Below are 26,558 nucleotides of genomic sequence, written 5' to 3'. Positions count from 1 at the left end.
CGCCCCGACGGCCGACATGAGGATGAGAGCCATGTTGAAGATCACGTACGCCCTTCGGCCCCAAGGTCCGTCGCCGGTCGGATCGTCACCGGGGAGGAACATCGCTACCACGTGGGACACGACGAAGAGGATCAGCCACGCGAACGTGCCGTACGCCCAACGAGGGCTGCCGTGAACTCTCACATCACCAAGATCGTCGCCAAGGCGCCGTGACGCCTCCCATCCCGAGGGGATTCATCTCCCTCACTAGAGGGAGGCTCGAATTCTGGGGCACACCCAAAATGGCACGACCGCGACCAGCCCGAACCCCTCCCAGTCGCCAGGGATTACGCTGCGGCGCGGGCGATGACGCTCGTCGGTGCTTGAGGAAGGGCAGCATCTGGTTCGCTTCGTCGTTGACGGCTTGCTGTTCGGAGGCCGTGAGAGGCCGAAATGGGACGAGTCGTATGTCGTCTCCGGTGAACGACCAGGTTCCACGGGCGAAGCCGTCGATGAGGATGGTGGGGTGTACCAGGGCCCGGCCGGGCATGATCTGCTTGCGGTCTTCGTCGCTGATGATGCGGGTGCGGTCGGCGTGGCCCAGCAGGGCGTTGTCGTACGCGGGTAGCAGTCGCACGGGCGCTGGGATGTGCGGGTCAGGTAGGTGCGTGTCGGGCAGGTCGAGCAGGGTCTGGCCGTCGGGCCCGGTGTAGTGGCGTAGTTCGACGCCCATGTTCGCGACGACTTGGTTGAGCCGGTTAGCCCGCTCCATGCCTGGACGTCGGCCACCGTGGCGGGTCCGAAGGCGGCGAGGTAGCGGCGGATCAGTTCGTGGATCGCCGTGGGTTCGATGGTGTCGGCCGCAAGGGCGGTGACGGTGATGGAAGATCGGTTGCCCCAGCTGCCCCAGGATGCGGTGGTGGGATCGTGGATGAGCGGGGTGCGTAGTTCGAATTCGCCGGCGAGGATCCGGCCGTCGCGGCCCGGGTGGCGGGCGGCGACGCGTCGAGCGAGTTCTTTACGGGCGAGCGGTCCGTCGGCCAGCAGCGCACGTCCGTCGGCCACCAGCGTCTCGGTGGGCAGTCGGTTACGGTTGCGCCGGAAGTACGGCGAGTTGGCGGTGCGGTCGAGGACGGGTTGCAGGAGTGGCCGCAGCCGACGGAAATCGCCGGCTGCGGCGATGTGCTGGGTGCTGCGCAGGAGGCTGGAGCGTACGACCTGCCCGTCGGCCAGCAGGGTGGTCAGGTCGGTGTGGGTGAACCCGCGGATCCGGCTCCGCAGCCCGAGGTAGGGCCAGTTCGGTTCCTGTGCCTGCAGGGCGACCAGACGCCGGATCACGCTAAGCGGCGCCTGGTCGGTGCGTTCCAGGAGGAATTGGCGCTGCAGCAGTGCCCGGTTGAGGGCGCGATGCGACAGCGGCGTCATGCCAGCCGCACCGAGACGTTGCCGCGGTAGTCGCCTCGCAACAGCGACAGGAAGGCGTCGGGTACGGCGTCGATGCCGGCCTGGACGATCGTCTGCGGGAAGACGAAGCTGTCCCGGTCGAGCCAGGCCCTGAAGTGGGTGTGCCATGCGGCGATCTGGTCGGGCGTGTGGTAGCAGGAGAATGGCAGCAGCTCGATCCCCTTGGCTGCGGCGGCAGTCTGGTCGGGTTCGGGGAATCGCTGGGCTGCCGCACTCAGTTGGGTGGACAGCGATCCGCACAACGCGAACCGCGCTCCCGGCGAGGCGGCCTCGAGCGCGGCCTTGTAGAGCGTGCCCCCGACGGTGTCGAAGAAGACCGTGATTCCCTCGGGTGCCAGTTCCTTCAGTGCTGCGACCGGGTCCTGGTGGTAGTCGAATGCGGCGTCGATACCGAGCTCGTGGACTAATCCGCCTTGGCTTGGCTGCCCGCGCTGCCGATGACCTTCGAGGCGCCCAGATTGCGGGCGATCTGGGCGGCCAGTGAGCCGACGCCGCCGGCCGCGCCGGACACGAACACGACATCGCCACGGCCGACCTTGGCCACGTCTGCCATGCCGTAGTACGCGGTCGGTCCCTGGCCGAGGTGGTAACTCGGATCCGGATAGGCGTCGTGGTCCAGCTTGACATACGAGGCGGCCGGCCCGGCGGAATGCGTACTCCAGCCGCTCATCGACTGGACCAGGTCGCCCTCCCGCAGATCCGGGCTGGCCGACCGTAGGACAGTGCCGATGGCCATGACTCCGATGCGCTGGCCCGGCTGCCAGGCCGGGATCGGCAGGTGGCAGTCGGAGCGCATGAGCTCGAGGTATGTGGCGGCCAGCCCGAGGTAGTCGGTGCGGACGAGGACCTCGCCGTCGATCTCGGTGTCGACAACGGTGAAGTGCGAGCCGGTGGCTCCGTACGCATTCGCGCCCTTAGGACGTACCCGTGTTGCATAAGTTTGGTGATCGCCGATGTAGGCCATAGATAGGCGTCACATAGGCTCCCAGAGGAGGCCCCTCATGCCTCGAACCACCCCCGTCCTGCTCGCCGGCGTCCTTGCCGCCGCGCTCGTCGCGCCGGTCGCGCCGGCGCAGGCGAGCAACCCGCTCGCCCCGATATCCAGTTCCCTGGCGCGGACGCTGACGACAGCCTCCGGCACGATTCCGGTGTTTGTGCACGGTACGAGCATCGGCGCGGCCCGGCAGGCGGCCGCCGACACCGGCCTCACACTCATCACCACCTGGAACAAGATCGGCGTCGCGGTTGCGCGCGGCACCGCCGAGCAGATCGCGGCCGTTCGCGGTCATGCCGGTGTCACGTACGTCGAAGGTGACCAGCCGCTGCGGCCATACCTGTCGACCTCGAACGTCGCCACCCGAGGCGAGCAGGCGCGCGCTGAGCTGCGCGACGGACAGGGACGGCCGGTCGGCGGCCGTGGCGTGTCGGCGGCGATCATCGACACGGGCGTGGACGGCACGCACCCGTTCTTCCGCAACGCGGACGGTTCCAGCGCAGTGAAGCTCAATCTGAAGAACATCTGCGGCCCGCTCACCGATCTGGGTCTGCCGCTCCCGCTGCCCAACGACTCGTGCTTCCTCGACCTGACCGCGGCCAACGACACCGACACGCTGTCGGCCGGCGGGCACGGCACGCACGTCGCGGGGATCGTCGCCGGGCGGAACACGACGCTCACCGACGGCACCCGGCTGCACGGCGCTGCCCCTGACGCCACGCTGATCAGCCTGTCGGTCGGCGCGGGGCTGAGCATCTTCGGTGCGGACAGCGCGCTGAACTGGGTGCTCGAGCATCACCTGAATCCGTGCGCGGGCTGCCCGCCGATCAAGGTGAGCAACAACTCGTACGGCCCCGGTGGCGGTGGGGCGTTCGATCCGAACTCGGCGACCACCAAGTTGCAACGGGCGTTGGCCGCCGAGGGTGTCGTCACCGTCTGGGCGGCCGGCAACGACGGCCCGGACAACAGTGCCACCAACCCTCCGGGGCAGGACCCCACTCCGGGAATCATCATGGTCGCCTCCTACGACGACCACGGCACCGGCACCCGCGACGGTAGCGTGTCGACGTTCTCCAGCCGCGGGGCGGCGGGGCACCCGGAGACCTACCCGGACGTCTCGGCACCCGGATCGAACATCACCTCGGCCTGCCGGCCGTACCTGGTGATCTGCTCGACCGGTCTGGACCCGCGCAACGGCCCCGGGCTCCTGGATCTCGGCACGTTCAACACGATCAGCGGTACCTCGATGGCAACCCCGCATGTCGTGGGCATCGTCACCCAGCTGTTCCAGGTCGCACCGGACGCGACCCCGGCCCAGGTCGAGGACGCGCTCAAGGCCACGGCGTACAAGTTCACGGACGGCGCGGCGTACCAGGCCGTCGGGCCTTACACCACCGCAGTCGACAAGGGAACCGGTCTCGTCGACGTGTACGCCGCGGCGGTACGGCTGGGCGCGACACCTGCCTGACGGCCGATCAGCTCAATGGCGCAGTAGCAGTTCAGCCGGCACCGTCACCGACAACAAACAGCGCCACGGAGGGCACGATCACCGGCTGGCAACATGCCGCGATGCCCGTGTTTGCTCTGGCACAGCTCACGATCCACGACCAGGACCGCTACGAAACGTACGCCGCGGCGTTCTCGAAGTAGTCCCGGGGACGACTCCTCGCCGCCGACGAGGCGCCGGAGCGCCCTGACAACAGGAAAAGGTCATCCCGATGGCGTTCGAGGACAGGCAACACTTCGAGCGCTGGGCCTGCTCCCCTGGAATAGCGGGGAGCCTTCCGGGGACCGGGCGTCCGCGACGGACAGCCCGGTCCTCCGGGTCAGGGCGGCGGGCTGACCTCTCACCGAACGACGCGTCAGCACCTGCCCACCATCGGCGGGGTGCACGCTTCATCGCCACCGTGGTCCTGGTATCAGGCGCGCCGAGGGGCGCTGCCTTGGTTCAGCCGCGTGGACCGCCTTCACCTCGCTTCGGCGAGGCCCATCCGTGACTGCAGGGCGGACGCGAGCCGGACGCTCACGCCGGGCCGTCGGCGTGGGCGAGGGCCGATGGGGTCAGCCGGCCGACGATGGCCGGGGCCTCGTGGACGAGGCCGTCGTTCTCCACCGCCTCGACCATGAAACGGGCGTAGTCCACGCGACGGGTCAGGTTGCTCGCGAGGACAGGGTCACCCACGTGCCGGCTCCACACCGGCAGGCCCTGGCTCTCGCCCTCCTCCAGGTCGCTGCCACGCACGACCGTCCAACTGGTGTCACTGGCGAAGATTCTGCGGCACGCCTCCACCTGGTCGTCCACGTCCACGACACGGGCAAGCTTCGCCAGCCGCCCGAACACGGCCGCGTACATCTTGAACTTCCGGGTGTACACGTCCTTCCCGTCGCGGGTGATGTGCCAGCCGCAGGAGAAGATCAAACGGGCGCCTGGAGGGCCGTGGTCGAGCACAGCCTGGGCCGTACCGGAGGCATACTGGTTCACCCCCCACGGCACCAGCACCGTGAGTACGGCGTCACATCCGTTCACCGCCCGTGCGATGACCGTATGGTCGTCGGTCGCTCCGGGGATCACCCTGATCCGTCCCTCGAACTCAGCGAGCTTGTTTACGCTCTGCTCCCGGCACACGCCCACGATCTCGTACCCGCGGTCCAACGCGTGCTGCAACATGTAGCGCCCGAGCTTCCCGGACGCGCCGACAATGCACACCCTCTTGCCGGTGCCCGGCTTCCTGACCCCGTCCAAACCGACCGATTCCACGACCCTCTCCTCAGCTCGCCACCGCCGCTATCCTTACGCCGTAAGGTACAACCTTGCGGTGTAAGGTTGTCAAGCCGTTCAATCCGCTTAGACAGGAGGACCTCGTGGCCACGGAGCCAGCCGACACGCCTCGCCGCCCCCCACTCAGCAAGGAGATGGTGCTTCGCGAAGCGGTCGCGCTGGCGGACGAGGCCGGCACCGGTGCGCCGAGCATGCGCAGGCTCGCCGAGCGGCTCGGCGTCGAGGCCATGTCGCTCTACCACCACTTCCGCAACAAGGACATGATCCTCGACGGCATGATCGACCTCGTCTTCGGCGAGATCGAGCTCCCGTCGGACGTCGACTGGCGAACCGCGATGCGACGGCGGGCAGTCTCGATGCGCGGCACACTGATCCGCCACCCGTGGGCGATAAGCCTGATGGACTCGCGGACAAACCCGGGCCACGCGACGCTGCGCCACCACAACGCGGTCATCGGCTGTCTACGGTCAGGAGGCTTCTCGATCGCTGGTGCGGCACACGCGTTCTCCGTGCTGGACAGCTACATCTACGGGTGCACGCTCCAGGAGCTCAGCCTGCCCTTCAAATCATCTGTCGACCTCGAGGACGTGGCGGGCTCGATCCTGAAACAGCTGCCCCGCGACGAGTACCCGCACCTCACCGAGATGATCCTCGACCGCGCCCTGAAACCTGGTTACGCGTACACCGAGGAGTTCGACATCGGACTCGACCTGATCCTCGACGGACTGCAGCGACAGCGCGAAAGCTGGCTGTAACCTGCCAGCAAACGAACCGGGGCGAGGCCGACCACGGCTCCCATGGACCCGGATGACGAGGACCACGACAACGACGGCCCGAAAGCCTGACAGATCGCCGACGGTGCGACGGTCGGCGGACGTCAGCGGCCGGGGGCCCGCTCCCCCGGCCGGACCAGACCCGTCTCGTACGCGAGCTGAACATCGTCAGACCCTGCCGCGCGGCCACACACACTCGGCGTTCAGGATGCCCGATCGACTCAGAGGCCAGCTACGGACCGTGACCGCTCTTGATCGGTCAGCACCATGGACTGCGGCAGATGTGCGCACTCGGCGCCAATAACCCCACTCCTCGAACGGGTTCTCAGACCGCTCGAACTTCGGCGAGCCGCCTGACCGCGTACTCGTCGTCCCAGCAGACGGCGGCTTCCCATGCGGCCGACGCTTGCCCGGCGATGTCGAGCGCGCCGTCGTCGAGCCCGGCGGCGTTGCCGGGCAACACGAGGTCGAGGTCGGGGACGTCAACGTGCGACTCGTCCCAGTCGATCAGCGCGACCTGACTCGCGGTCATGCGGACATTGCCAGGGTTGTTGGGGTTGCCGTGAACGACGCATGTCTGACGTCCGGTGAGCCGCGCCCACGCCGCTCGACATCGAGTAACGCTCTCAGGGGGCATCGCGCCGAGGTCGATCTTCGTCCCGGTCTCGGCGTGCAGAAGGTCGGTCGACGATCGCCAGCCTGGGCGCTGCGGCCAGCCCAGCGTCAGCCGATGCAGTTCGCGGAGCGTGCCGGCCACGCGACGCCAGTCGGCCTGCGTCTCGGGCGGTCCGCCATCCAGGTAGGTCATCACCACCAGACCGTCCGCGAACAGCCGGCCGTCCGTAGTCGGGATCGGGACCGGCACGGTCAGACCTTCACGGTCGAGGTGCAGGAGAAGCTCCGTCTCCCACGCAAGATCAGCGTCGCTCCTCGTGCCGAGACGACCGACCGCGAGGTGCCCGTTGACGCGCACGCTCCACACGTCGTTGGCGACTCCGCCAGCGAGCGGTTCAATGCGAGCGACGTCGTCACCCCATCGCCCGAGTGCCTCCCACCCCACTGGCCATATCTTACGGCGTTCCGAACATCACTGTTCTCGGCACGAGAGTGCGAGGTAAGGCGGCAGTCATCACGCTACGTAGCGCGCGCTCGCGGCAGAAGCGTGCACCCGCCCATAAGCGCGGGTCAAAAGACGGCCGGAAAGTTAGGAACGAGTGGTCTGCGATGCGGTTCGGCTGAAGCAGCGTTTACCGGGCGTTCGAGGGGCGCGACGCGGCGTCGTCAAGGTGGAGAGCCAGATCCGTCACTCATATCCCATGGCCGGGATGACCTTGCCGAGTGCCTCTTCGATGAGCTCGCGGGTTTCGTCGTCGAATTGGTCGTTACGGTTCGTCAGCTTGTGCGACTGAAACGTTGAAGGGGTGGCGAAGTCGTCGACGTCGAGCCGTTCGAACAGGGCGCGGCGCTGCCCGGGCCAGTCGGCTGCGAGATCTTCTGCTTTCACCTCAATGTATCGCCTGCCCGTCAGGTCGACCGTGTTCTTCCAGGTGAGCCATCGGTGGTAGACCGGCTTGAGGTAGGCGAGCGCGCCGTCGACGGTGGGCGGTGCCCATGGTTGGGCCAGGTGGGATGCGAGCACGGAGACCGGGTGACGCTTGATGTGCACGATGGTCGCTTCGGGGACCAGTTCCCAGAGGAACTCCATGCACAGCAGGTTGAACGGTGTCTTCTCGCACCAGGTCGGCTTGCCCGCGTCGGCGGCTGCCCCGCCGAACATGGTGTCGATCAGGCCCCGCAAGATTCCGAGCAGTTCGCCCCGGTCGCTGAAATACCTGGGAAGTACCCGCCGGCGGCTCAGCGGCTCGAACGGCCCGGCAGGCCGGTCGCCGTTCCCGAAGCCCTCCGCGGGCGCAGGTTCGTCGTATGTGTACGCGATCAACTGCGGCCACAGCTGTTGCACCGCGTCCCGGTAGCGCCGCTCGCCGACCAGCTCGGGAACGGTTTTGCCGCGATCGTCGCGCCGGCCGGGCACTCGTACGGTGAGGAAGTCGCTCAGCCGGTGCAGGGCGTCCTCACCGACGGTGGGGTCGTATCGATCGGTGAGCGCGTCGGCCAGGTCCCGCAGGCCACCCGGGTCGATGAGAAACCGGGTCTCCATGGAAATCCGATGGATCAGCGGATGTTCGCCGATGATGTCGGCGATCCGTGACGTTCCCGAACGACCCGTACCCGCAACGAAGATCGGTGAGGGGAAAGGCATGGCGAGCAGTCAAACTCTCAGCCCAGCGCCTGTGCAAGCCATTTATCCCCTTCACCCGCTGCTACGGGCCGGACCCCGCACCCGCCGCGCGGAGTGCGTGCCGGACGGCCGCCTCCAACAAGCGAGCAACGAATTATCGAAGCTTCCCAACGCGCCGCATCCCTCACACACTGACGCACTGATCTTGGTAGTTCAGGGTGCGGGCTCGACCCAGTGGCCAGCCACGGACCGTGACCGCCATTGATCGATCAGCACGCCGGAGCAGCTCCGGATGCCCGATCTTGGATCACGCCGGCTCAGTCCTGAGCGAGGCAGTGAACCAGGCGCGCCACGGCGCCGACCATGACATGGTCGGGCGGGCCTTGCATCGCCCTCGGTCTGTTCCTTCAGCACGAGGCTCGGAGGCCCGCACGGTCCTTGGGGAGGGCCTGACCGTTGGTCGGCCTCCTTTCGGTGGCCCACCCCCTGTGTGCTCGTTTCAGGCTGCTCCGTCAGGTTTGTGGATTTGCCGGTAGACGGGGTATGGCGTGCCATCCGCGTGGCGAGCCGTAGGAACATCGCGGTGTTGGGTGTTGCTACGTAACCGAGGAGTGATGAGGTCCTGGGCACGGGCCCAGGACCTCGTCACTCGTCTTTCAGGCGGCGTTGAAGGTGAACTGGCCGGCCGGGACGGAGAAGACGGTGTACCCGTCTTCGGCCCGCTGGTAGGTCGCCCTCCGTGGCGTACTGACCTTCTGGCCGTCGCCAGTGGGTACCCAAACCTCGGCGGTGGTGTTGGTCGGTACGGTGACCGTAAGGGAGAACTCGCTCGCGGACTTCTTCCAGGAGCTGTGTGCCATGCCCTTGGGGGTCTTGTAGCTGCCCTCGGCGAACGTCAGGTCGCCGACCACCTTGGGCTGGAAGACCAGCTTGTCGTACGCGATCGAGCCGCCGGCGGCGCGGATGCCCGCGATGCCGGACTGGAACCACTCCTCGATCTGGGCGAGGATCATGTGGTTCTTGGAGTCGCCGCGGGTCCAGCGCTCGCCCACTGTCGTCATGCCGCCCGGGTTCGCCGTCGTGGACTGCATGAAGTACCCGTAGCTGGGCTGGGTGTCCTCCTGGAGGACGTCCCAGAGCACGTCGTCGCGGTTACCGTCCAAGAGGGCCCGGACGGTCGGAGCGAGCCCGATGGTGCCGCCGCTGAAGTGCGGCCCGCCGCCGTTGGGCTGGAACGCGTAGGTGTTCTGCACCAGGTAGTCCAGCACACCTTGACGCTTGTCCTCGGGCACCAGTCCGGCGTCGAGGGCGAGCGCCTGCGCCGCCTGGGTGGCACCGGTGGTGCCGGCGTTGCCGTTGGCCGTGTAGTAGCCGAGCGACTCGTTGAAGAACGGTTGAACGCCTCCTTGATGTCCGAGGCCAGCTTCGTGTACTTCTGCGGGCCGACCGCCCCTGCCGGCGGGGAGTGGGTGATCGGCAAGGCGTGGCCGATCAGCTTGCCTCGAACCGTGTCCGTAGGGATTTGGGCTTGCTGATGTGCGTGAGGTCCCTTACCGTGCGTTCGGCACCTCCCGGTGCGCAGGCAACGGCTACTTCCGCTTATAACGGGGAGACGCGGGTTCGAATCCCGCCGCCGCCTTTGGCGGTGTCGACCAGTGGCCAAGGTCACCTTGGCCCGCAAGGGCCAGTCGCCGTCGCCGCTTTGGTCTCGGGAGGCGCGTTCACGCGGCATACCCGGTGCGATGGACACGGCTACTTCTCGGCAAGGGGCCTTCGAAGCCCTGCGGTTCGAACCCGCTGACGCCGTGTCCGACCCTGATCTCGGGTGTGCGGCGTGATAGTCGTCTTCGCCATGATCACGGGATGGCAAACTCTGTTGCCCGGCCACGGTTGCCGCAGCTAGCGTCGTGCACGCACTTCCCGGTGCGAAGGTGACGGTTACATCTTGGAGGGGTCCACGACCCCGGTGAAGAGCCCGTCCGTCACCGGCTTCTGATCTCGGGAGGCGCGACCACACCGCATACCCGGTGCGCAGGCAACGGTTACTTCAGGGATCCGCAGGTTGGGGGTTCGAGTCCCCCGAGGTCTTCGGGCTGATAGCTCAATCGGACAGAGCAGCGGACATAGTCCGTCGCCGACTTCTGATCTCGGGTATACGGTGTGGTGGCGTCTCCCCGTCTTCGACCGGCGTGGGGGGACGTGATGGCCAAGTTCAACTTCAAGCTGCGCCAGAACCGGCACGAGGCCGATTCGAGGCCGACGCGATCGTGACCGCCGAGGGTGCGCCGGGTTTCACCCGCGATCCGCGTGCCGAGCTTTTCCTGCTGGCCGTGTCGAACATGGTCGGCGAGGACACTTTTTACGAGGGTGCCGCTGATCGGGATGCTCGGTTCCGCGAGTTGATCGCCGCCGTCGCGGTCGCCGACCCCGACTGGTTTGCCCGGTTCGTGCCGTGGCTGCGTACTGGCGCGATGCTGCGTTCGGCGACGGTCGTGGCGGCCTTGGAGGGTGCCCGTGCGCAGGTCGCGGCGGGCGTTCCGGGTTCGCGGGCGATCGTGGACGCTGCGTTGCAGCGTGCTGACGAGCCGGGTGAGGCGCTGGCGTACTGGCTGGGGCGGTATGGCCGGGCACTGCCGAAGCCGGTCAAGCGGGGCATCGCGGATGCCGTCGTGCGGCTGTATCACGAGCGCAGTCTGCTCAAGTACGACTCCGAGAGCAGTGCGGTGCGGTTCGGTGATGTCATCGACCTGACCCACCCGACGGCGAAGGACGAGCGGCAGGGTGACCTGTTCCGGCACGCACTGGACCGGCGCCACAAGCGCGACAACCCACTACCGGCGTCGCTGACGGTGCTGGCGGCCCGGGCGCAGCTGATGGCGTTGCCGGTCGAGCAGCGCCGGGCGGTCACCGACCCGGCGGTTCTCGGCACGGCCGGTATGACGTGGGAGGCCCTCGCCGGCTGGCGGCAGACCACCATGGACGCTGCGGCGTGGGAGGCGATCATCCCGACCATGGGCTACCTGGCGTTGCTGCGCAACCTGCGCAACTTCGACCAAGCCGGTGTCAGCGACGCTGTCGCCGAGACGGTGGCGGCGAAGTTGTCCGCCCCGGGCGAGGTCGCGCGCTCGCGCGTACTGCCGATGCGTTTCCTGTCGGCGTACAACGCGGCACCGAGCTTGCGGTGGGCGTACCCGTTGGAGAAGGCGTTGCAGCATGCGCTGGTGAACGTGCCCGCTCTGGACGCGCGGACTCTGATTTTGATCGACACGTCAGGGTCGATGAACAGCGCGTTCAGTAAGGACGGCACGCTGCGCTGCTGGGACGCGGCCACTGTGTTCGGCCTCGCGCTGGCCGCGCGGGCGCAGGACGCGACGGTGGTGTCGTTCTCCAATGCCACCAAGGTGTTCCCGGCCGTGGCAGGTGAGTCGGTGCTGGCGGCGGTGCGCCGGTTCAAGGACGGCGGCTACTTCTATGGCGGCGGGACCGAGACCGAGAAGGCCGTTCGGGCGCACTACGACCAGCACGATCGGGTGGTCATCCTCACCGACGAGCAGGCGCACTGGCACGGCTCGGCGGACGTGGCGGCGGCGGTGCCCGCACGGGTTCCGGTGTACACGTGGAACCTGGCCGGATACCGGGTCGGGCACACGCCGACGGTTGGGAACCGGCACACGTTCGGCGGTCTGTCCGACGCCGCGTTCGCGATGATCCCGCTCATCGAGGCCGGATCCCGCGACCAGTGGCCGTTCTGATGTCCGTTGCGGCGTCGGCCTCCTGAGGCCGACGCCGCAACGCAGGATCCGCTTCAGGCACGACGGCCATCGTCTGTGCGCCTTCACTCACACCGCCTATTGAGTGCCGGTAGGCACCTCGGGCCCGCCCGGAACCGCCTCGCGTACCTGCTCCCACTCCTGCACGCTGCGCTGACGCGGATCGCCCGGCCACGTCGCCAGTACTGCGGCGGTCAGGTCGGCACGCCACTTCACCGAGCGCAGGGCACGCCGGCCTGCTCCTGGGCCATGCGCACGATCCGGTCATTGACCCTCACACCCACCAGCGTGGCGGCCGTCCAGCCCAAGCGCCGCAGCGCCATCCACGCGTTCGACGGAAGCTTCCGGCCGCCGGCGTCCACACCGGAGGCGAGCACCTCCACATCGCCCGCGTTCCAACGCTGCGCCAACAACGCGGAGACCATCCCCGCTACAGATCGGCACACCAGCCGACACGTTGCGCAAGCACCGCCTGCGACAGGACCTCATCGGTCCCCTCGTCCACCCCTGATCGGAGTACGGCGCGGGCGCAAGCGGTACGGGAAGTCTCGCCCTCAGCCAGCGGCAGCTTTCCGGTCACCGGCTCATCGCCGCGACATCGATCCAGGAGAACTCGTGATCACGACCGGCCCATGTCACCGGAATCTCCCCCGAACCAGCCCAAAGACGAAGCACCATGATCCACACGGCCAATTTAGGATCACCGACGATTCCCAATCAAGTTGGTCAGCCTGTGGCCCAACCTCGGGCCAAACTCACGCAGGGACCCGCGGCCCGACCTTGGCCGGCCGCCCGCCACCCGCTGCGCCGATGTCCGGCCGCCGTGGCGACGGCCGCGCCAGCCAAAGTGGCTGGTCAAAACCCATGTCTGCAAAATGTGGAGCGGACAACACAACATTACGCCTGCTCAAATGACACAAACGCCGAGAATCTGGCGACAAGGGTCCTAGCTACCCTATTTGTCAGCACCGGGCACGCGACTCATTCGGCCGACGCCGGTGCGGGGCGCGGCTGGTCCGATGCCACCTCCGCCGTAGTGCGCCACCAGTGGCGTGACGCCAGCGCCGCCAGCACCGCGCCGGCGGCGTTGACCAGTACGTCATCCACGGAGGAAACCCGGTCCAACCGCAGGACGTACTGCGCGGTCTCGACCAGGGCCGAGCAGCCTGCCCCGAGCGCCAGGATCCGCGGCACGGACGCCAGCGCCGCGAACCGTATCGGGGCGAAGAACCCCAGCGCCGCGAAGATCAGCAGGTTGCCGCCGATCCCGATCGGCCCCATCGTGACCAGGTCCCGCAGCGGGACCAGGCTCACCCGGCCCGGGACGATGCCGGCGCCCGGGCCCGGCATCATGGTCAGCCACACCAGCGGCACCGTCCCGTAGACCATGCCCACCTCGGCCAGCGACATCCGCCACGCCGACGGGACGCCGGCAGCACGCCGACTGAGCGCCAGAGCCCACGCCAACAGAGCGGCCAACGGCAGGCCGACCAGCGTCATGAGCAGAACCCCGTTGAACGTATCGAAGCAGCCGTGCCACCGCCCGGCCATGCACCTCGGAGCGGACATCATGAGCGGCCGCCGCACGACGAACGCCGCGCCCGCCAGGCCGAGGATCGCCAGGCTGACGAGCACGATCCTGCCCGTACGGCGCGGCGGCGCTGACACGGATGCACTCTGATTCATGCACCCATTAGAAACGGAGGGCCGTTGCAGTGGCGTATGCACTTTTGGATACGTCCGCGATACACGCAATCCCCGGCGTCGTCGCCCGGCACCTCGGCCCGACCAAGGCCTGCAGCCGGCTGTCGACGTCAACGGGCAACCGGTCCACGAACCGGGCGGCCAGCGCTTGCTCGGCCTGGCGCAGTGCGGACCGCACGATCGGTCGATCTGCCCGGCCACCGGCGGCTCGGTTCGCTCCGTCCGGCAGCGCACCGGCAGCTCCGCTGCGCGAAGCCCTGCACAACTACGCCCATGCCCTTCTCCGATGGGCTCGCGTCGACGAATTTAGCCATTTTCCACCAAATGCGATGCGCCAGACGCGGATCACGTGTCAGTGCCGCACAGGGCCCGTGCCCCGAGAAGGAGCGATCCGGGCAGCGCTGCAACGCCGATCCCAGGGTCTTGACGGAGGCCGGAGGTCTGCCCAATGCACCACCGTACCCGCCCCTGCGTAGTCGTCGCCGATCACTCGACCGACGCCGACGTCATCAATCGCGCCGCCGAGCTGGCCGCCCACAGCTTCGCCGTCGCTGCCCCCGACTTCAGCCCCGCAGTGTGGCGGAGGTATGAGCGGATCGAGCGGCGGTCGCGGCCAACGGCGGGTGGCTTATTCCGCCGGGCTCCGTGCCTTACCCGATCATGCCGGCGTCACCACGACGGCATACAAAGCCATGCGTCGATGCGGTATGGCCCCGTGATTGGTGCCAGCGGGCCCCAGGAGGACAGCCGGCACCATCCAGGCCGGGAGCAGCGAACCCTGACCACTTCGATTTTCGGCTTGTCTGCGAGGTCGTGGTCACCCGGCGGCGAGGATGGTGGCCTTCTCGATTCCGGCTCGGCCCCGGGCCTGCTCATCTGCCTCGTCGATCCGGTCAGCGATGGCCAGGGCTGCCCGGTGGTGGCGCAGGGCCGTCTCGTGGTCGCCAGCGAGAAAGTACGCCTCGCCGAGGGTGTTCAGCACGTTCGACTGGATGTCGGGGCTGAGTCCGCGGGCGAGATCGAGCGCGGCCAGACCAGCCCGGATGGCTGCCTTGTGCCGGCCCAGTCGGGCGTAGCTGAAGGCAAGGTTGGCCAGGGCGTTTGCCTGGCCCGGGCGACTCCCCGTGCGATGTTGCAAGGCGAGCGCCCGTTGGGCGTACCGGACCGCCTCGGGGTGCCGGCCCAGCCGGGCATGGAGCAGGCCGACGTTGTTCTCCAGGCTCGCCACGCCGGGGCCGCCGAGCTTCCGCTGCAGCGCCAGGGCCCGTTTGGCCTGGTCGAGCGCCTCCCGGTCCCGGCCGAGCAGGTGCAGGTCGATGCTGAGGTTGCTCAGTACGGCGGCTTCCCACTGTCTGTCGCCGGTGGATCGGAAGAGCGTGATGGCCCGGTGGTATTCAGCAATCGCCTCGTGGTGTCGGCCGAGCCGGCGGTACACCAGGGCGAGGTTGTTGCGGGTGATCCCTTCGCCGTCGGGCTGTCCGAGCGTGTGATGCAGGGGCAGTGCCTGTCGGAGTTGCGTCAGCGCGGGATCTGTCCGGCCTGCGGTGTTGTATGCCTGGCCCAGTTCGGTCAGGGTGTGCGCTTCGGCGCCGGGGTCGTCGAGCTGGCGGGCTGCGGTCTCGGCACGCAGCAGGATCTCGATCGAGTCATCGGTGTGGCCGCGCCGAATCTGGTAGGGCTGCAGCAGATGGGCGAGCAGCAATACTTGCCGCTGACAGGGGCCGCTGCTAGCGGTCCGGGCGGCGGCGATCAGGTTCGCGTACTCCGCGTCGAGCCAGGTGAGTGCGTGCTGCTCGTCGGCGAACTCGACCGGAGGAGCCTCCGGTGCCGGAGGCTGCCCGACCGGTGGGAGCGGGAACCTGCGGATCAGCCGGGTCGCGGCGTCGGTCGTCGCCACGTACCAGTCGAGCAGCCGTCTTTTGGCGGCCGCGATGCTGTCTTCGGTGTCCTCGGTGAGGCACCGCCGCGCGGCGTATTCGCGCAGCAGGTCGTGCATCTGATACCGGTCCGCTTCCGCCTGCTGCACGAGGTGTTCGTCGAGCAACGATTCGAGCGCGAGCTGCGCGGCCGCCGGTTCGCAGCCGACCAGTGCCGCCATCGACGCCGCGGTCACGTCGTTGCCGGGGTGGACGCCGAGCAGCCGGAACAGCCTTCGGCGGTCCGGAGCCAGCGCCCGATACGACAGGGCCAAGACGCCCTGAACCGCTCGCCCGCCGACGGACAGTTCGTCCAGCCTGCGGTTCTCGTCGGTCAGCCGGGACAGCAGATGGCTGATGGGCCAGGCCGGTCGCGCTCGCAGCCGCCGCGCGGCGACTGCGACGGCCAACGGCAGATGACCGCAGCGCGCCAGCAGCGCGTCGGCCGCGGACGGCTCGGCGGTCACCCGGTCGCGGCCGACGATCATCGTGAGCAGGTCCAACGATTCCTCCCGGTGCAGCACGTCCAACCGGACGGTGTGAGCACCGTCCACGGCGAGGCTGCGTCGGCTCGTCACGATCACCAGGCAGCCCGGGTTGGCCGGCAGTAACGGGTTAACCTGTGACTCTTCGGCTGCGTTGTCCACGACGAGAAGCACTCGCTGCTCGGACAATCGGTCCCGGAACACCGCCGCGCGGGCCTCGATCTTCTCGGGAATTCCGGACGGTGGGACGCCCAGCAGCCGGAGCAGGGACTCCAGCACCTCACCGGGGTCGGCCGGCGCCGAATCCTCGGTGAATCCGTGCAGGTCGACATAGAACTGCCCGTCCGGGTAAATCGCGGAGAGCCGGTGGGCGGCATGTACCGCCAGGCGGGTTTTGCCCACACCGGCCATGCCCTCGACCGTGACGATGGGCACGGCTGTGTCCGGTGGGCTGGTCGCCGCGCCCATCAGCGCCGCCAGTTCGCGTCGCCTGCCGACGAATTCCGCGATGTCGGGTGGCAGGTGCCGGTACGCGCTCTCCAGCGCCTGGCCGGCGTTGTGCGGGGTGGGCGGCTGCGGATCCCCGGTCAGAATCCGCCGGTGCAGCTCTTGCGACTGCGTTGACGGTTCGATGCCCAGCTCCGCGACGGTCCGGCGCTGCAACTCGCGATAGACCGCCAGTGCGTCGGAGCGCCGTCCCAGCCGGCTGTGCACCGTCATCAGGTGCCGGGAGAAGCGCTCGTCCAGGGGGCGCTCAGCGATCAGCCGGACCAGTTCGGGGGTCAGGCCGTCGAGTTGCCCGTCGGTGATTCGCGCATCGGCGTACTCTGCAGCGGCATCGACCCGGGCCTCGTCCATGGCGGCCGCGCTGTGCTCGATCACCCGGCCTGTCAGGCCGCTGAAGGCCGGTCCACGCCAGAGCGCGAGCGCGGTGCGCAGCAGTCGTACCGCGGTCGCGTTGTCACCGGCGGTCCGTGCCTTGCCTGCCGCCCTTGCCCCGGCCTGGAACTGCTCAAGGTCGTACCGGTCGGCAGCCACCTCGAGCAGGTAGGCGGAGGATCGGGTAACGATGGGGGCGGCGGCGCGGCTGCCGCCGGGCGCCAACCGACGCCGCAGGTCGGAGACAAGCCCCTGCAGCTGCACCCGGTACGACCGCGGCGGCGCGTCCCGCCACAGCTCGTCGACGAGGACGTCCATGGAGACGGGCTGGTTGGCGTGGGACAGGAGAAGGGCGAGTACCAGGGTGCGCTGCGGCCCGCCCAGGTCCACCGGTTGGCCGCGCCACTCGACGGTCAGCGGGCCGAGTGCGCGAAAGTAGAGATCCTCATCAGCTTCCAAGGTCAACTGCCACCTCGGTATCGCGGTCACTTCGTATGGGTTTGTCACCCGGGCGCTTTCAGCCCTCGCGTCGCACCGCAGCCTAGTCACGGTGAGTACTCGCAAAACCTACCAGCGGTTCCGCAACCCGACTTGGCATCAAAACCGGCATACTTCCATATGTCGGTGCTCCGAATTGCAGGATGGATGTCAACTTTTTCTGCTGGCTCAGCATGCCGCAGAGTCAGCGAGGCCGACGGCCGATCCTGCCCCGGCAACGTTGCCCTGGTAGCCCGCCGCTTGAAGGGTGAACAACTCGGCATACCGGCCACCGGCGACCATGAGTTCGTCGTGGTTGCCGCTCTCGGCCAGGGCGCCGTCGTGTAGGACGAAGATCCGGTCGGCGTGGCGGACGTTGGCCAGCCGGTGGGTGATGAGGATGGTGGTGGCCCGCCCCTGCCGGTCCCGGATCGCCTGGAACAGCGCGTCCTCAGCCCGCGGATCGAGGGCGGAGGACGGCTCGTCCATGATCAGCAGGTCGGCGTCGCGGAGGAAGCCGCGGGCGGCGGTGATGCGCTGCCACTGCCCGCCGGAGAGGTCCTGGCCGTGGGCGAAGGTGCGGTCGAGCAACGTCTCGTACCCGTACGGAAGATTCTCGATCATCTCGTGCGCGACGGCCCGGGCGGCGGCGGCCTGTATCCGGTCCAGGCTCGCTTCGCTGTGGACGTCCCCGATGGCGATGTTGGTCGCCGCAGTGAACGGCCACTTGTGGTACTCCTGAGTGACCACGGCGATCCGGGCCCGCAACCCGTCGGTGCTCCAGTCGGCCAGCGGCCGGCCATTCCAACGGATGACACCCGAGGTGGGCGCCCGCAGGTTGGCGATCAACGCGGCGAGGCTGCTCTTGCCGGAGCCGTTCTCCCCCACGAAGGCCACGGTCTGACCCCTCTCGATGGTCAGCGTCACGCCGTCCACGGCAGCGGTATCCCGGTCGGGGTAGCGCAGGCTGACCTGATGGACGGTCAGCTCACGCAGCGGCTCCAGCGCTTCCCCGCCCGACTGATCGGGCAGGTAGGCGGCGGCTCGGGTCATGAACCCCGTGTAGTCGCCGAAGTGCAGGCCCTCGGTGTAGACCTTGTCGACCTGAGTGGTGGCGACGGCCAACGAGCGTTGCGCGGCCTGCAGGGCGATCACGCAGGTCGCCGCAGCGGCCAGTGGGATCTGCCCGTCCACAAGCAGCAGCCCGAGCAGCACGTACACCGCCCCGGTCGCCAGTCCGCCGATCATGGACCCGAGCGTGGTGGTGGTGGTGACCCGACGAGCGAGCGCGAGTTGGATGCCGGTCTCCACCGCCATGACCCGGTCGTACTGATCGAGCAGGAACCGGCGCAGCCCGTACGAGCGGAGCTCCGGGGCCGACACTCGCTCGGCCATGAGCCGGTGCAGCAGCCAGATACGGCGTCGGCGTACCGAGCCCGCCGTGTAGGTCCGATACTGCAGGTGTCCCGCCCGCAGCGAGGCCCACGCCCTCGGCAGCGTGGCGACCAGCAGCGCCACCAACAGCAGCGGGTGGATGACCACCACGGCGACCGCGACGGCGACCAGACCGGCCAGGCCGGCGAGGAAGTTCATCGACGCCTGCACCAGCGAGATCGCCGAGTCGGTCCCCCGCGAGGCCCGTTCCATGTCGTCGGCGAAGGCGTCCGCGTCGAACGCCTCCAGCCGCACGGCCGTACTCGTCTCGAACAGGCCGCGCTCGACCTCCCGGCTCACCCGCGGGGTGAGTCCGTTCTGTGCGTACCCGCTGGCGATACCCATGCCGGCGCGCAGCGCCGTCGCCCCCGCCAGCGCGGCGAGGGCGGGCAGTGCCGATTCGACCTTGTCCGCGGTCGGCCCCCCGGCGAACAGCTCGACCAGCACCTGCTGGGTGGCCAGCAGCCCGAAGGCGGCCAGCACCCCGGCACCGACCGTCGTGGCGGCCACCACGCCAGTGCGGATGCGGTCAGCGCGCCAACTGACCCGCAACGCCACCCAGACCAGTCGGGGCAACTCGGCGAAGACGGCGAACAGTCCGGCCTCGGCCCGCGCCCGCAGGCCCGTCTCCCACCACATCTCCCGCAGCTCGGGCAGTACCGGCTCCGCCGAGGGCAGCGGGGCGGCAGAACGGGGGGCGGTGCGCTGGTCACCCGGGATGGCGGTTTCGGTCATGGGCATGCCTCCTCACGCTCCGCCGACCGGGTCGCGACGGCCCCCAGTGAGCGACGGCACCACTGCGAGCGTCGAGCGTAGAACATCGATCCGTTCCTGGCGGACGTCGTGAGCGCCGACGCGGGGCGGTTGCGGGGTCGCTCGATCGCCGCACCAGTCAGCGGAGCTCCGCAGCACCGATCACCGCCCGCAGCCGCGCCCTGATTCTTAGTGATTAGTTAGCGGCCGACGCTAGCGTCCGCGCCAGTCCAGGGCGGACCGGCGACCACGCCGTCGCGCTCAGCTACCTCGACGGAGGCGAACATGACCCAGAGACTGCAGGCGGCCCTGCTCGAACTCGCGCCACGCAACGGCGGACCGGCGGCCGTGGAACCGCGGGTCCACTTCGAAGACGTGCAGCAGTCGCTGCACTCCGCCAACCGCTGCCCGTACACCTGCGGTCCGTGCACCGACCGGATCAGCGACCGCTGCATCGCCACCGGCCGCACCGTCTGACCCATCCCTGACGATCTCCGCTGCCGAGGAGGTAGGTGTCCGTGTCCGACTGGGAATCTGGACCGTTCGTCAAACGGCTCGTCGATGAACGGTACGGCGGCCGGTACACGGTGCGCCTCAGGCCGCAGTGGACCTACGTGGACCGCGACGACGTACAGCTTCCGGACCATGGCTGGAAGCTGCACGTCTCGTCACGGGCGGAAGACTTCGCGGCCACGGCGGCCCGGACGGTCCCGTTCCTGCTCGAGGTGGGGTGCAGCTTCAAGCTCGCCAGCACAAGCGGCGTGCTCACCGCGATGAACTACGGCATCGAGACGCCCGCCGGGGTGGGCAAGGCGATCACCGTCTACCCCCAGCAGGACCACGTACGCGACCTCGGCCTCGCGCTCGTCGACCTGCTGCGCGGGCATCCCGGACCGCGGGTGCTCAGCGACCGCCGGATCGACGGCGACGCGCCGGTCTACTACCGCTACGGCCCGTTCGTTGCTCGCTGGTTCCGGGGCCAGCGCGGTCTCATGTCGATCCAGATCCCCGGCCCGCACGGGGAGACCTTCGACGCGGTCGCCGACCTGGACTACCGCCAGCCGGACTGGGTGACCGATCCGTTCCGGCCCGAGAGCGACGACGAAACACCAGAGCTGCTCGGTGGGCGGTACCGGCCCGAGGACGGGGTGCAGCGCACCGCGCAGGGCAGCGTCTTCCGCGCCCGCGACACCACCACCGACCGGGTGGTCATCGTCAAGCAGGCCAGGGCGCACGTCGGCGACTCGGGCAACGGCCTCGACGCCCGCTCCCGCCTCCGCAACGAGCGACGGGTGCTCACCGCCTGCGAGGGCGTGCCCGGCGTGCCCGCCTTCATCGACCACTTCGCCCACGGCGACGACGAGTTCCTGGTCACCACCGACGTCGGCGACCAGGATCTGGCGTACCGGGTCGGTAACCAGGGCGCCATGCTCCGCGCCGGCACACCCGTGTCGCCGGGGTTCACCCAGCTGGTGGCCCAACTCGCCCGTACGCTGCTGGCGCTGCACACCCGCGGCGTGGTCATGCGCGACATCACCCCGCGCAACGTCGTCCTCGGCGCCGACCGGGCACACCTCGTCGACTTCGGCATCTCCGCCCTCGACGGCCTGCACGTGCCCGGCGGCACGCACGGCTACGCCTCCTGGGACCAGATGCGCAACGGCCCGGCCACCCCGTCGAACGACCACTACTCGCTGGGGATGACCCTCGCCTTCGCAGCCACCAGCCTGTCCCCCGTGGTGGACGAGACGGAGGCCGACGTGCCCGCACAGCGGGCACTGCAGTCGCTGACCAGCATCCTCGGTCCCAGACACGCGCCCTTCACCGACCTGGTGGCCGAGCTGCTGCAGGGCACGCCGGAACAGGCCACGGCGGCGCTGCGGACGCTGGCCAACGAAGACTGGGCGGCCCGCACCCGCGCAACGCCCCGCCGCCAGAGCATGCCGACCGCCGATCCCATCGTCCTCGAACAGCAGGTGCTCGATCAGCTGCTGTGGGAGGTCGAGCACCGACAGCTGCGGCAGCCGGCGTCCGCATTCGCCAACGTGGACGGCAGCATCTACACCGGCAGCGCCGGAGTCGGCCTGGAACTGCTGCACCACCGCCACCAGCCCGGTGTACCGGAGCTGCTGCACCAGCTGGCCGAGCACACCGTCCGAGCCAACACACGGATCGACGTGCCGCCCGGCCTGTTCCTCGGCTCCACCGGCAGCCACCTGTTCCTGGCACAGCTCAGGCAGGCCGGTTTCGACGTGGCGCTCCCCGCGATCCCCGCCGTTCCGTACAACGTCGACGACGAGCACGACGACATCATGACGGGCACCGCCGGCGTCGGACTCGGCCATCTGTACCTCGCCGATGTCCTCGGCGACCCGGCGCACCTCGACGCCGCCCGCGCCTGCGTGGACAACCTGCTGGCCAAGACCGAGATGACCCTGTCGGTGGCCCTCGACGCCGGGCTGCCCGAAGAGATCGACACCGACCCGTCAGCCAGCTACTCCCACGGCCGCGCCGGCGTCATCGACCTGCTCATCGCCTACACCGCCCGCACCGCCGACCCAGACGTACGGGCGGCCGCCCACGAACGGTCCCAAGAGCTACGAAACCGCGCCGAGGTGCTGATCGGGCGGGCCCGCGACCCCCGGGCGATCCCACTGTCTGTGTCCTGGTGCCAGGGACTCGCCGGCATCGGTCGCACCCTGCTGCACGCCGCCGAACTCTTCGACGCCTCCGAGTTCACCACGACCGCCGTGTCAGCGGCTGACGCCTGCACCGCCTGGATCCCCCGCCTTGGCGGCCTGAGCCAGTGCTGCGGCTTGACCGGGGTCGGCGGATTCCTCATTGACTGTGCCCGCCACACCGGCGACGACCAACACCAGCGGGCCGCCCACGCGGTCGTCCCGCAACTCCTCGCCCGCAGCCACGGCCCGGACGGCTCGCCCTTGTTCGTCAACTCGAACCGGCAGGACGCGCCCTGGTCGTGGGCGACCGGGAACGCGGGCATCCTCGCCTTCCTCCGTCGACTCAACCGGCCGGACACGCCGGAGGTCGTGCCCTACAGCCACCTTCCGCTACGCACGGCGGGCCACCCGGCGAACCGCCCGGCTCTCGTCCGCAGTTGATCCCGACGACCAGTCACCGCACCGATGACCCGACCGGGCGCCCGCAGGCGCCGGTACCCGCTCGCCCTCCCGTGTACGTGATGAACCGCCAGATATCTGTACCGCCTCAGTGTGTACGCGCTGTGTTTTCCACGCCCGGCAGAAGGAAGGTGTCATTGGATGCGTGAACGGTCAAGCAACGGTAGGTCAAGCGCACAGAAATGGGTGCGCTCCCAGCCGCGCAGCGGCGAGCCGCCGGCCATGATTATCGTCTGTTTTCCACCGGCCGGGGGTGGCGGTGGATCCTTCGCGAAACTTCGCGAAGTCGCCGCGGCGAATGCCGAATGCGTGACCGTGGAATTACCCGGACGCATGTCCCGGCTCGCCGAACCACCGGTGCAAAGCATGAGCGCGCTGGCCGACCATGTGGCGCAGTCGGTCCTCGAGGCGGTCGAACCACGAGGCATTCCCTATTCCTTTCTCGGCCTCTGCCTCGGCGCGGTCATGGCCTACGAAACGGCCGTGCGCGTCGAGGCGGCCGGCGGGAACGGCCTGCGCAGCATCGTTGCCGCCGGCAGCAACGCCCCGCAGAAGGGCCCACCCTCGGTGGACGACCCCATTGACTTCCTGCGCCGGATGGGCAGCCCGGAGGACGTCTTCGCGAATCCTGCCCTGCTCGAGATGACCCTGGAGATCCTGCGCTCGGATCTGCATCTGTTCCACTCCTACACCTGCTCCGGCCTGCGGCTGAAGACCCCGGTCAGCATCCTGTACGGCCGGGACGACACGCTGGTGGACAGGACCGCGATCGCACCGTGGAAAGACCTCGCCACCAGCATCTCCGTTGACGAACTCCCGGGGGGTCACTTCTTCCTCGACCAAAACTACGATCGCCTGCTCAGCAGGCTGCACGGCGATTTGCTCGACACACCCCTGTAGAGCAAGGATTTTGAATGTCTTCTCGCTACACCCCGGCCGGTTTCACTTATCCCTCACCCACGGAAGCGAAGATACCCAAACTGAGGATTCTCGGCTCGCTCAGCCTGACCGCCAAGAACGGGAAGTCGTGCAGCCCCCGCGCCCTGAAGCTTCGCATTCTGCTGGCGAACCTGCTGTGCGGCCACAATCGCGCCATCCCGATCGAGCACCTCATTCGTGAGCTGTGGAACGAATCGCCGCCGAAGACCGCGAAGACGGCACTCCAGGTGTACGTCTCGAACATCCGGAAAGTCCTCGACACCACGGATCTGGCACCGGGCTATGCGCGAATCGTCACCCAGCCACCCGGTTACATGCTCGAGGTGGACGAGAACGTGCTGGATCTCGCACTCTTCGAGCAATACTGGCAAGAGGCCCGGAACGCACAGGACACCGGCCGGACGAAGATGGCCTCGCAACTCCTGTCCGATGCGCTCGCGCTCTGGCGCGGGCCGGCCCTGTCGGACGTCTGCACCACCCCGGACCTGCAAGCGGAGGCACGCCGGCTGAATGAGATGCGCCAGGCCGCGCGGGAACGGAAGATCCTGCTGGACCTGGAACTGGGCCGGAACACCGAGGTGATCAGCGAACTGTACGCGCTGACCTCGCGCCATCCGTTTCACGAAAATCTGTGTGCCTACCTGATGATCGCCCTGCAGCGGCAGGGCCGGCCGGCCGACGCCCTCGACGTGTACGGCGAACTCGCCCGAGCCCTGCGCAATGAACTCGGCCTCGATCCCGGCACCCAGTTGCAGCGACTTCACCAGCTGATTCTGCTGCGTGAACCGATTCCGATCGACTCGACCTTCGAACTGCTCCAGCTTGATAAAACGGCCTGAACCGGAGACCACGCCAGCGCCATTACCGGCCCCGCTTAAGCACGCTTTAAGATGACCTTTAAAGCCGCCTGCTAGATTAGCGCTTATTCCATATCGCATGCGCAGAGGGGCGAATATGGTAGGCGGCCCTGGAATGACGTTGGCGCACGTCTTGAACGACAAGGCCGAGCGCCATCCGGAGCGCGAGGCCATCGCATTCATTCCGGATATCAACGAGGAAAAAATAGCGGACCGGCTCACCTTCGGGCAGCTGGCCGAGAGATCGCGCCGGCTGGCGGCACGGCTGGCCGCCGCGGGGTTCGAGCCGGGCGCGCGGGCGCTACTGCTCTTCCCCAGCGGCCTGGACTTCGCCGTCGCGTTCTTCGCATGCTCGTACGCGCGCCTCATCGCGGTGCCCGCACCGTTGCCGGAACGGTCGCCTACGAGCATTCAACGGCTGGCGGGGATGGTCGCCGACGCGGAGCCGGCGCTCATCCTCACCGTCGAGGAGTCGCGGGAAACCGTCCGCGAGTGGGCAACGGGCAACGGCTACCGCGCGCTGCCCTGCATCACCGTGGCGGACACCGCGGACCCGTCGCCGGGCGACGTGCCGCTGGAGCTGCCGACCCCGGACGACCTCGCCCTGCTGCAATACACCTCCGGCTCCACCAGCGACCCGAAGGGTGTCATGGTCAGCCAGGGCAACCTGCTGAGCAACCTCGATCTCATCGACTCGTTCGTGGGCCGGAAGCCGGCGATAAGGGTGTGCGGCTGGCTGCCGCACATCCACGACATGGGCCTGATCGGGCAGCTGCTGTACCCGGTGTACGCCGGCGGGTGGCTCCTCCAGCTGCCCCCGCTGGAGTTCCTGAAGCGACCGTCCAGGTGGCTGGCGCTCATCGCCCGCCACCGGATCCAGTGCGTCGCGGCCCCCAACTTCGCATACGACCTGTGCGCCCGGGTGACCAGCGAAGATCAGGCGGCGGAGCTGGACCTCAGCCACTGGGAGACCGCGCTCAACGGCGCCGAGCCGATCAACGACCGGACGCTGGAGCGATTCGCCAAGCGGTTCGCGCCCGCCGGCTTTCGCATGGAGTCGTTCCTGCCCTGCTATGGCCTGGCCGAGGCCACCCTGATCGTGACCGGCAGGCCGGCCGGTCAGCCGGTCGGGAAGGCGACAGTCGATCCCGACCAGCTGGCGCACGGCCGATTGGCCCCGATGACCGGACCAGGCGGCAAGATCCTCATCAGCAGCGGGACGATTCTGCACGACAACGTGCTGATCGTGGACCCGGAGAGCCGGATGCCGCTGGCGGACGGCCGGGTCGGTGAGATCTGGGTGACCGGCGCCAGCGTGAGCCGGGGTTACTGGCGCAAGGACGAGGTCACTGAGGAGATCTTCGGCGCGACGACCACCGACGGGCGAGGGCCCTATCTGCGTACGGGTGATCTCGGCGTGCGCGACGGCGCGGAGCTCTACGTCACCGGGCGGATCAAGGACCTGATCATCTACAACGGCCGCAACCTGCACCCCCACGACCTTGAATGTGCGCTGCAGGAGCTGGCGGGAGATCTGCCCGTCGGCTCCTCCGCGGTCTTCGCGATCGAGGACCACCAGGTGGTGGCCGTGCAGGAGATTCGCGGACGCCAGCACGACAACCTCGCCCAGGCGGCGGCGCGGCTCGGGCTCGGACTGGCGCAGCAGTTCGGGATCGGCCGAGCCAGCGTGGTGTTCGTCCGGCCGGGCGCCGTACGCAAGACGACGAGTGGAAAGACGCGGAGATCCGCGATGCGCCAGCTCTTTCTAGAGTCGGGGCTGGACCCGATCTACGTGAGCCTGGCTCCAGGTATGAGCGAGCGTCTGGGGAAAACGCCGTCATGACTTATCCAGCTTCGTACGCGCAGCGCCGGTTGTGGTTCCTGGCTCAGCTCGAGGGGCCCAGTGCCACCTACAACCTGCCGAACGCGCTGCGGTTCGACGGGCCGGTCGACCACCACGCCCTGCACGCCGCCCT

At 68.4% G+C, this 26,558-nt stretch carries 18 protein-coding genes and 3 pseudogenes; 8 read left to right on the top strand and 13 right to left on the bottom strand.

Features of this window, described 5'->3' with window-relative positions; translation table 11 throughout:
* Window positions 1–184: 184 nt before the first annotated feature.
* The 4 genes and pseudogenes from ABZ783_RS31520 to ABZ783_RS31505 all read right to left on the bottom strand — a co-directional run bounded on the left by ABZ783_RS31520 (window position 185) and on the right by ABZ783_RS31505 (window position 2,407).
* Window positions 185–1,404 (bottom strand): annotated as a pseudogene (locus tag ABZ783_RS31520) (winged helix DNA-binding domain-containing protein).
* Window positions 1,401–1,685 (bottom strand): hypothetical protein, encoded by a 285-nt coding sequence (locus ABZ783_RS31515; protein ID WP_357444707.1) that lies wholly within the window; start codon window positions 1,683–1,685, stop codon window positions 1,401–1,403. The pseudogene ABZ783_RS31520 and the gene ABZ783_RS31515 overlap by 4 nt, the downstream one beginning before the upstream one ends.
* Before the next feature lie 12 nt (window positions 1,686–1,697).
* Window positions 1,698–1,832 (bottom strand): annotated as a pseudogene (locus ABZ783_RS31510) (NADP-dependent oxidoreductase); the annotation flags it as partial.
* 14 nt (window positions 1,833–1,846) lie between these two features.
* Window positions 1,847–2,407: a hypothetical protein gene (locus tag ABZ783_RS31505; RefSeq protein WP_357444704.1), complete on the bottom strand. Its 561-nt coding sequence runs from the start codon at window positions 2,405–2,407 to the stop codon at window positions 1,847–1,849.
* Between the two features lie 37 nt (window positions 2,408–2,444).
* On the opposite strand from ABZ783_RS31505, the gene ABZ783_RS31500 reads away from it, so the two are divergent.
* Window positions 2,445–3,905 carry a S8 family serine peptidase gene (locus ABZ783_RS31500; protein ID WP_357444701.1) on the top strand — a complete coding sequence of 487 codons (1,461 nt, stop codon included), beginning with the start codon at window positions 2,445–2,447 and terminating at the stop codon, window positions 3,903–3,905.
* 555 nt (window positions 3,906–4,460) lie between these two features.
* On the opposite strand, the gene ABZ783_RS31495 is transcribed toward ABZ783_RS31500, so the two are convergent.
* Window positions 4,461–5,195: an NAD(P)H-binding protein gene (locus ABZ783_RS31495; RefSeq protein ID WP_357444698.1), complete on the bottom strand. Its 735-nt coding sequence runs from the start codon at window positions 5,193–5,195 to the stop codon at window positions 4,461–4,463.
* Window positions 5,196–5,299: 104 nt separating this feature from the next.
* On the opposite strand from ABZ783_RS31495, the gene ABZ783_RS31490 reads away from it, so the two are divergent.
* A complete protein-coding gene (locus ABZ783_RS31490; RefSeq protein ID WP_357444816.1) occupies window positions 5,300–5,971 on the top strand; it encodes a TetR/AcrR family transcriptional regulator in 672 nt (223 codons plus the stop codon).
* 343 nt (window positions 5,972–6,314) lie between these two features.
* On the opposite strand, the gene ABZ783_RS31485 is transcribed toward ABZ783_RS31490, so the two are convergent.
* The 4 genes and pseudogenes from ABZ783_RS31485 to ABZ783_RS31470 form a co-directional block, all read right to left on the bottom strand.
* The gene (locus ABZ783_RS31485; protein WP_357444695.1) at window positions 6,315–7,049 is read right to left on the bottom strand and encodes a phosphotransferase; all 735 of its coding nucleotides are present in this window, start codon (window positions 7,047–7,049) and stop codon (window positions 6,315–6,317) included.
* Between the two features lie 243 nt (window positions 7,050–7,292).
* Window positions 7,293–8,147: a sulfotransferase gene (locus ABZ783_RS31480; RefSeq protein ID WP_357444692.1), complete on the bottom strand. Its 855-nt coding sequence runs from the start codon at window positions 8,145–8,147 to the stop codon at window positions 7,293–7,295.
* Window positions 8,148–8,884: 737 nt separating this feature from the next.
* On the bottom strand, window positions 8,885–9,241 hold the full coding sequence (locus ABZ783_RS31475; RefSeq protein ID WP_357444813.1) for an alpha-L-rhamnosidase C-terminal domain-containing protein: 357 nt from the start codon (window positions 9,239–9,241) through the stop codon (window positions 8,885–8,887).
* A gap of 24 nt (window positions 9,242–9,265) precedes the next feature.
* Window positions 9,266–9,535 (bottom strand): annotated as a pseudogene (locus ABZ783_RS31470) (hypothetical protein); the annotation flags it as partial.
* 720 nt (window positions 9,536–10,255) lie between these two features.
* Here ABZ783_RS31470 and ABZ783_RS31465 point away from each other — a divergent pair.
* Window positions 10,256–11,980 carry a TROVE domain-containing protein gene (locus tag ABZ783_RS31465; RefSeq protein ID WP_357444689.1) on the top strand — a complete coding sequence of 575 codons (1,725 nt, stop codon included), beginning with the start codon at window positions 10,256–10,258 and terminating at the stop codon, window positions 11,978–11,980.
* A 230-nt stretch (window positions 11,981–12,210) separates the two neighbouring features.
* On the opposite strand, the gene ABZ783_RS31460 is transcribed toward ABZ783_RS31465, so the two are convergent.
* The 4 genes from ABZ783_RS31460 to ABZ783_RS31445 all read right to left on the bottom strand — a co-directional run bounded on the left by ABZ783_RS31460 (window position 12,211) and on the right by ABZ783_RS31445 (window position 19,532).
* Entirely contained in the window at window positions 12,211–12,423 is a 213-nt protein-coding gene (locus ABZ783_RS31460; protein ID WP_357444685.1) for a hypothetical protein, read from the bottom strand.
* A 556-nt stretch (window positions 12,424–12,979) separates the two neighbouring features.
* Entirely contained in the window at window positions 12,980–13,666 is a 687-nt protein-coding gene (locus tag ABZ783_RS31455; RefSeq protein WP_357444682.1) for a VanZ family protein, read from the bottom strand.
* Window positions 13,667–14,519: 853 nt separating this feature from the next.
* Complete coding sequence (locus ABZ783_RS31450) at window positions 14,520–17,447, bottom strand: tetratricopeptide repeat protein (protein WP_357444679.1); 2,928 nt, start codon at window positions 17,445–17,447, stop codon at window positions 14,520–14,522.
* 201 nt (window positions 17,448–17,648) lie between these two features.
* Entirely contained in the window at window positions 17,649–19,532 is a 1,884-nt protein-coding gene (locus ABZ783_RS31445) for an ABC transporter ATP-binding protein (protein WP_357444810.1), read from the bottom strand.
* Window positions 19,533–19,931: 399 nt separating this feature from the next.
* On the opposite strand from ABZ783_RS31445, the gene ABZ783_RS31440 reads away from it, so the two are divergent.
* The 5 genes from ABZ783_RS31440 (at window position 19,932) to ABZ783_RS31420 (ending at window position 26,425) form a co-directional block, all read left to right on the top strand.
* On the top strand, window positions 19,932–20,123 hold the full coding sequence (locus ABZ783_RS31440; protein ID WP_073837521.1) for a hypothetical protein: 192 nt from the start codon (window positions 19,932–19,934) through the stop codon (window positions 20,121–20,123).
* A 41-nt stretch (window positions 20,124–20,164) separates the two neighbouring features.
* Window positions 20,165–22,768: a class IV lanthionine synthetase LanL gene (gene lanL / locus ABZ783_RS31435; RefSeq protein WP_357444675.1), complete on the top strand. Its 2,604-nt coding sequence runs from the start codon at window positions 20,165–20,167 to the stop codon at window positions 22,766–22,768.
* A 159-nt stretch (window positions 22,769–22,927) separates the two neighbouring features.
* Window positions 22,928–23,686 carry an alpha/beta fold hydrolase gene (locus ABZ783_RS31430; RefSeq protein WP_357444673.1) on the top strand — a complete coding sequence of 253 codons (759 nt, stop codon included), beginning with the start codon at window positions 22,928–22,930 and terminating at the stop codon, window positions 23,684–23,686.
* Between the two features lie 14 nt (window positions 23,687–23,700).
* A complete protein-coding gene (locus ABZ783_RS31425; RefSeq protein ID WP_357444670.1) occupies window positions 23,701–24,564 on the top strand; it encodes an AfsR/SARP family transcriptional regulator in 864 nt (287 codons plus the stop codon).
* Between the two features lie 133 nt (window positions 24,565–24,697).
* Complete coding sequence (locus ABZ783_RS31420; protein ID WP_357444667.1) at window positions 24,698–26,425, top strand: fatty acyl-AMP ligase; 1,728 nt, start codon at window positions 24,698–24,700, stop codon at window positions 26,423–26,425.
* The last annotated feature ends 133 nt before the right edge of the window (window positions 26,426–26,558 follow it).

The sequence above is a fragment of the Micromonospora sp. NPDC047738 genome (assembly GCF_040642675.1).
Classification (GTDB): domain Bacteria; phylum Actinomycetota; class Actinomycetes; order Mycobacteriales; family Micromonosporaceae; genus Micromonospora.
The sequence above is the reverse complement of the archived record's forward strand: the minus strand, read 5'-3'. Positions and strand labels throughout refer to the sequence as shown.

What these genes read in the sequence shown, in the direction of transcription:
- ABZ783_RS31430 (WP_357444673.1), top strand. Translation starts at nt 22,928, where the DNA reads ATGCGTGAACGGTCAAGCAACGGTAGGTCAAGCGCACAGAAATGGGTG.
- ABZ783_RS31425 (WP_357444670.1), top strand. Translation starts at nt 23,701, where the DNA reads ATGTCTTCTCGCTACACCCCGGCCGGTTTCACTTATCCCTCACCCACG.
- ABZ783_RS31500 (WP_357444701.1), top strand. Translation starts at nt 2,445, where the DNA reads ATGCCTCGAACCACCCCCGTCCTGCTCGCCGGCGTCCTTGCCGCCGCG.
- ABZ783_RS31480 (WP_357444692.1), bottom strand. Translation starts at nt 8,147, where the DNA reads ATGGAGACCCGGTTTCTCATCGACCCGGGTGGCCTGCGGGACCTGGCC.
- ABZ783_RS31440 (WP_073837521.1), top strand. Translation starts at nt 19,932, where the DNA reads ATGACCCAGAGACTGCAGGCGGCCCTGCTCGAACTCGCGCCACGCAAC.
- ABZ783_RS31445 (WP_357444810.1), bottom strand. Translation starts at nt 19,532, where the DNA reads ATGTGGTGGGAGACGGGCCTGCGGGCGCGGGCCGAGGCCGGACTGTTC.
- ABZ783_RS31475 (WP_357444813.1), bottom strand. Translation starts at nt 9,241, where the DNA reads ATGATCCTCGCCCAGATCGAGGAGTGGTTCCAGTCCGGCATCGCGGGC.
- ABZ783_RS31420 (WP_357444667.1), top strand. Translation starts at nt 24,698, where the DNA reads ATGACGTTGGCGCACGTCTTGAACGACAAGGCCGAGCGCCATCCGGAG.
- ABZ783_RS31505 (WP_357444704.1), bottom strand. Translation starts at nt 2,407, where the DNA reads ATGGCCTACATCGGCGATCACCAAACTTATGCAACACGGGTACGTCCT.
- ABZ783_RS31460 (WP_357444685.1), bottom strand. Translation starts at nt 12,423, where the DNA reads ATGGTCTCCGCGTTGTTGGCGCAGCGTTGGAACGCGGGCGATGTGGAG.